Source organism: Gemmatimonadales bacterium (genome assembly GCA_030697825.1).
GTDB lineage: Bacteria > Gemmatimonadota > Gemmatimonadetes > Gemmatimonadales > JACORV01 > JACORV01.
The window spans coordinates 1-4,522 of record JAUYOW010000300.1 but is presented as its reverse complement, the minus strand read 5'-3'; the positions used below and the strand labels follow the sequence as shown (position 1 = coordinate 4,522).

The following is a 4,522-nucleotide window of genomic DNA, read 5'->3' as shown; positions in this document are numbered from 1 at the left end:
GTACGGCGAGGCACAGGTGCACCGGTGGCGCCGGAGCTACGACGAGCCGCCGCCGCCGCTCGAGCTCGACGATGAGCGACATCCCCGGCACGACGCGCGATACGCGAGACTGCCGGCTAACGAGCTGCCGCGCGCGGAATCGTTGAAGGACACCGAGGAGAGCTTCCTACCGAACTGGCACGAGATCATCGCGCCCAGCATCCGCGCCGGCAAGCGCGTCCTCATCGCGGCGCACGGCAACAGCCTCCGCGCGCTGGTGAAGCACCTGGATGGGGTCTCTGAGAGGGAGATCGTCGGGCTCAACATCCCGACCGGGATCCCGCTGGTCTACGAGCTGGATGGCGATCTCGCTCCGGTGCGCCACTACTACCTGGGCGACCCCGAAGCCGTGCGGCGCGCGGCCGAGGCCGTGGCTAACCAGGGCAGGGCCAGGGCTTGATCGAGCCGCTCTAGGCCCGCGTTCGAGATTGGGGAGCGGACTCAGCTCTTGGTGCGCGAGCGCTGCGTGCACTTGATCCATCGTGATGAGTAGGTCATACTCATCATATGAGTAAACGCCTCCAGGTCCTCCTCGACGAGAAGGAGTTCAAGGAACTCCGGCAGACGGCCCGCCGGCAACGGATGACCGTCGCCGAATGGGTCCGCCAGGCCCTGCGCTCCGCTCGGCGCCAGGAGCCGGAGCGCGACGCGGACCGCAAGCTGGCGGCCGTCCGCGCCGCGGCTCGCCACGACCTCCCTACCGCCGACATCGACACGATGCTCGCGCAGATCGAGTCGGGATACTTCGGCGGCCCGTCGCCGTCGTGATCTTCGTCGACTCCAACATCCCGATGTACCTCGTCGGGGCGCCGCACCCGCACAAGAGCGACGCGCAGCGCCTCCTCGAACGCTGCATCGCCGGCGGCGAGCGCCTGGTCACCGACGCCGAGGTCCTCCAGGAGATTCTCCACCGCTACGTGGCCATCAAGCGTCGCGACGCCATCCAGCCCGCCTTCGACGCGGTGCTCGGCGTAGTGGACGAAGTTCTCCCCGTCACCCTCGCCGAGGTCGAGCAGGCGAAGACCATCGTGCAGGGCTGGGAGCGACTGTCCGCGCGCGATGCCTTGCACCTCGCGGTGATGGAGCGGCACAATATCACCAGCATCCTGAGCTTCGACACCGGATTCGATGGTTTCCCCGGCGTGAGCCGAGCGTCCTGACCCGTCCCTCACCCGGGTCACCTTCGACGGGGCGTGGCCCGCGTCCGCCCGGGCAGCCGCCCCGCGCCCTTAGCGCAACAGCTTGAACCCCGCCACCTCGAAGTGGCGGTCGAACCCGCCGGCGTGGGTGATCGTCTCCCGCCGCATCACCTCGAAGCTCACCGCGTCCACCAGCGAGAACCCCTGGTCCCGGAATCGCGCGAGCCAGCCTTTGACGGCGTTGCGAACCAGTTCCACCGGCACAGCAACCCACTCGTGCGCCGGATCATCGAGCAGGTTGGCCAGCGCGGCGCGCGCCTCCTCAGGCCCGCGGCCGTAGAGCAGATGCGAGTGCAGCTCGCCGAGCACGAGCGTGGTGCCGAGGTACCGGCCCCCGGAGGCTACGTAGCGGCGAGCGGTGGCAACGGCCTGCGCGTGGTATTGATCGGCGGACCGGATCAGCGCGACGAGGGCGCTGGTGTCAACCAGCGCGCGCACGCTTCTTCTTGCGCTTGCGCCGGAGAAACTCCTCGTAACCGCCAGCCAGGTAGTAGTCGTGGCGCTCGGCGACGTCCGGCGGGAACCCGTCGTCCACGTCGGCGTTGGCGATCAGGTACTCCAGCGACCACCCCGGCTTCTTCTCCGTGAGCGTCTCGTCCGCCAGGCGGCGCAGGCCACGACGGAACAGCTCGGTCTTGGGAAGCCCCGTCCGGTCCACCATTTGCGCCAGCAGATCGCGGTCAGGCGCGTCCAGATACACCATCACCGGCTCGCGCACCAGCTTGGGCTTGGGGAGCTTCCGCTTCATAGTATCTCCCATCAAAGTACTAGTACAGGGTACTAGTACGCACGCCCCGCGTCAACCCCGCTCGGTGAGCACCCGATACCTGGACAGGGCACGCAGCGCCGCCGCCCGCTTGCCCGCCTTCTCGTACAGCCGCGACAGATTGAAGTAGGCGTCCGCGAGTTTCGGGTCCGCCCGGATCGCCTGCTCGTACGCGCCGATCGCCTCCTTGAGCTGCTTCTCGTCCTCCAGCACCGTGCCGAGGTTGTACCACGCCGTCGCGTGCTCGGCGTTCGCGGCGAGCGCGGCGTGATAGTGCCCTTCCGCGTCGCCGATGCGCCCCGCTTCCTGCAGTAGCCGGCCGAGGTTCACGTGCGCGTCGGCGTGATGGGGGTCCAACTCCAGCGCCCGGCGATAGGCGTCGCGCGCTTCATCCGGTGAGCTGATCTCCAGCTCCAGTCCCAATGCGAACCATCCCTCGGCGTCGAGCGCGGTGTCCGCCTGCCGCGCCAGCGCCGCCTGCCGCCGCGCCATCGGCGCCGCCCGCTGCGCCAGCTGCGAGGTGGTGAAGTCGAGCACCAGCTGCCCGGAGTCGGGGTTCCACGCGACACCCCCGTCGCGCGCCACGATCCGATCTCCCTCGGCGGTGATGCGCAGCTCGCTGAGCGCGCGGCCGCGCGGCAGCTGCTGCTTCAGGCTTTTCAGGGATCGGCGGATGGACGCGGATGGGATGCGTGCGGCCATCAGGCCCTTGGCCGCCCGTAACAGCACGAGGTCCTGGAACGAGAACCGCGGCTCGCCGCGCGGGCCGCGCGCGGGCGTGAGGAACCCGGCGCGGGTCCACGAACGGATCTGCGCAGGCGTGAGGCCGAGGAGCCGGGCGACGTCCTGGACGGTGTAGCCGTGCACGCCACATAGATGGCTGCCGGCGCGCCGTTGGCAAGAGCGTGACGCCGCTGGCCGGGCGTCGCGCCCGTCCGTATCTTGGTCTGCACTCCGTCCTGGACATTGAGATGAGCGACGCCATCACCCGCCTCGGCGCCACGCTGGAAGGGCGCTACGCCATCGAGCGCGAGCTCGGCGCCGGCGGCATGGCGACCGTCTACCTGGCGCACGACGTGCGGCACAACCGCAAGGTCGCGCTCAAGGTCCTGCGCCCGGAGCTGGCCGCCATCCTGGGCGGCGAGCGGTTCCTCAAGGAGATCCAGACCACCGCCAACCTCCAGCACCCGCACATCCTGCCGCTCCACGACTCGGGCGAGGCCGAGGGCATCGTCTACTACGTCATGCCCTACGTGGAAGGTGAGTCGCTGCGCGACCGGCTCATCAAGGAGAAGCAGCTGCCGGTGGACGACGCGGTGCGCATCGCGGCGGAGGTCGCGAGCGCGCTGGACTACGCCCATCGCCACGGCGTGGTGCACCGCGACATCAAGCCCGAGAACATCCTGCTGCACGACGGCTCGGCGCTGGTCGCCGACTTCGGCATTGCGCTGGCCGTGAGCAGCGCCGGCGGCGGCACCAGGATGACCGAGACGGGGATGAGCCTCGGCACGCCGCACTACATGGCGCCCGAGCAGGCGATGGGGGAGCGCGAGATCACGCCCAAGGCCGACGTCTACGCCCTGGGCTGTGTGCTTTACGAGATGCTGACGGGAGAGCCGCCGTTCACCGGCCCGACGGCGCAGGCGATCATCGCGCGGGTGATGACGGAGGAGCCGCGCTCGCTGACGCTGCAGCGCCATACGATCCCGCCGCACGTCGAGGCGACGGTGCTGAGGGCGCTCGAGAAGCTGCCGGCGGACCGGTTCGGCTCCGCCGCGCAGTTCGCCGAGGCGCTCGCCAAACCGGAGCTGACGCTTCCGGCTGGCGCGTCGGTCGTGCGGACCGCCGCTGCCGCGCCCGCTGCAGCCGCGCCGGCGCCGCGCCGCGCCGCATTGCGCCACGCGATGGCCGCGGCCCCGTGGGTGCTGCTGCTCGGCGCCCTGGGCTTGCTGGCGCGCGAGCTGCTCCGCCCCTCGGCGGCCCCGCCGCCGATCGGCCGGTTCGCGGTCAAGCTCGCCCCCGAGGTCACCACCGGACTCACGGCGCAGGTGCTCGCGCTATCGCCCGACGGCTCCTGGATCGTCTTCGTGGGCAACCCGGGCTCGGGCGACCAGCTCTTCTCGCGGAGCATGGACCGGGTCGAGCCGGTGCCGATCCCCGGCACGACGGGCGGCACGAATCCGTTCTTCTCGCCGGATGGAAGGTGGGTCGGCTTCAACTCGGGCAGCCGGCTGCTGAAGGTGGCGCTCGCCGGCGGTCCCGCCCTGCCGATCTGCGACACCGACGGCAGCTTCTGGGGCGCGAGCTGGGGCGACGGCGACACGATCGTGTTCGCCGACGGCCGCGGCCTGATGCGTGTCCCCGCCGCCGGCGGGCTGCCGGTACCGGTCGCGGCTCCTGATTCCGCCTCCCGGGAATCGTACCGGTGGCCGGAGTTCCTGCCGGGCGGGAAGGCCGTGTTGTTCGCGATCACCACCGGCTCTACGGACCGGCTGGCCGCCGTGACCATGGCGAGCCG

At 70.4% G+C, this 4,522-nt stretch carries 7 protein-coding genes; 4 read left to right on the top strand and 3 right to left on the bottom strand.

Annotation, left to right across the window (positions count from 1 at the left end; all coding sequences use genetic code 11):
* The 3 genes from Q8Q85_14785 to Q8Q85_14775 form a co-directional block, all read left to right on the top strand.
* Positions 1 to 439 (top strand): 2,3-bisphosphoglycerate-dependent phosphoglycerate mutase (locus Q8Q85_14785; GenBank protein ID MDP3775523.1); only part of this gene is annotated, 439 nt, incomplete at its 5' end.
* A 107-nt stretch (positions 440 to 546) separates the two neighbouring features.
* On the top strand, positions 547 to 807 hold the full coding sequence (locus Q8Q85_14780; protein MDP3775522.1) for a hypothetical protein: 261 nt from the start codon (positions 547 to 549) through the stop codon (positions 805 to 807).
* A complete protein-coding gene (locus tag Q8Q85_14775; GenBank protein ID MDP3775521.1) occupies positions 804 to 1,199 on the top strand; it encodes a type II toxin-antitoxin system VapC family toxin in 396 nt (131 codons plus the stop codon). Before Q8Q85_14780 ends, Q8Q85_14775 begins: the two co-directional genes overlap by 4 nt.
* A gap of 69 nt (positions 1,200 to 1,268) precedes the next feature.
* Here the strand turns inward: Q8Q85_14775 and Q8Q85_14770 are convergent, their stop codons facing one another.
* From Q8Q85_14770 to Q8Q85_14760, 3 genes are read right to left on the bottom strand one after another with little or no spacing between them, the layout of a single operon-like run.
* Entirely contained in the window at positions 1,269 to 1,676 is a 408-nt protein-coding gene (locus Q8Q85_14770) for a PIN domain-containing protein (GenBank protein MDP3775520.1), read from the bottom strand.
* Complete coding sequence (locus Q8Q85_14765) at positions 1,660 to 1,986, bottom strand: hypothetical protein (protein ID MDP3775519.1); 327 nt, start codon at positions 1,984 to 1,986, stop codon at positions 1,660 to 1,662. Before Q8Q85_14765 ends, Q8Q85_14770 begins: the two co-directional genes overlap by 17 nt.
* 51 nt (positions 1,987 to 2,037) lie before the next feature.
* Positions 2,038 to 2,871 carry a tetratricopeptide repeat protein gene (locus tag Q8Q85_14760; GenBank protein MDP3775518.1) on the bottom strand — a complete coding sequence of 278 codons (834 nt, stop codon included), beginning with the start codon at positions 2,869 to 2,871 and terminating at the stop codon, positions 2,038 to 2,040.
* A 104-nt stretch (positions 2,872 to 2,975) separates the two neighbouring features.
* Between Q8Q85_14760 and Q8Q85_14755 the strand changes: the two genes are divergently transcribed.
* Positions 2,976 to 4,522 (top strand): protein kinase (locus Q8Q85_14755; GenBank protein ID MDP3775517.1); only part of this gene is annotated, 1,547 nt, incomplete at its 3' end.

Bases quoted from the DNA above. Each gene is read 5' to 3' on its own strand.
- Q8Q85_14780 (MDP3775522.1), top strand. From the start codon at position 547: ATGAGTAAACGCCTCCAGGTCCTCCTCGACGAGAAGGAGTTCAAGGAA.
- Q8Q85_14765 (MDP3775519.1), bottom strand. From the start codon at position 1,986: ATGAAGCGGAAGCTCCCCAAGCCCAAGCTGGTGCGCGAGCCGGTGATG.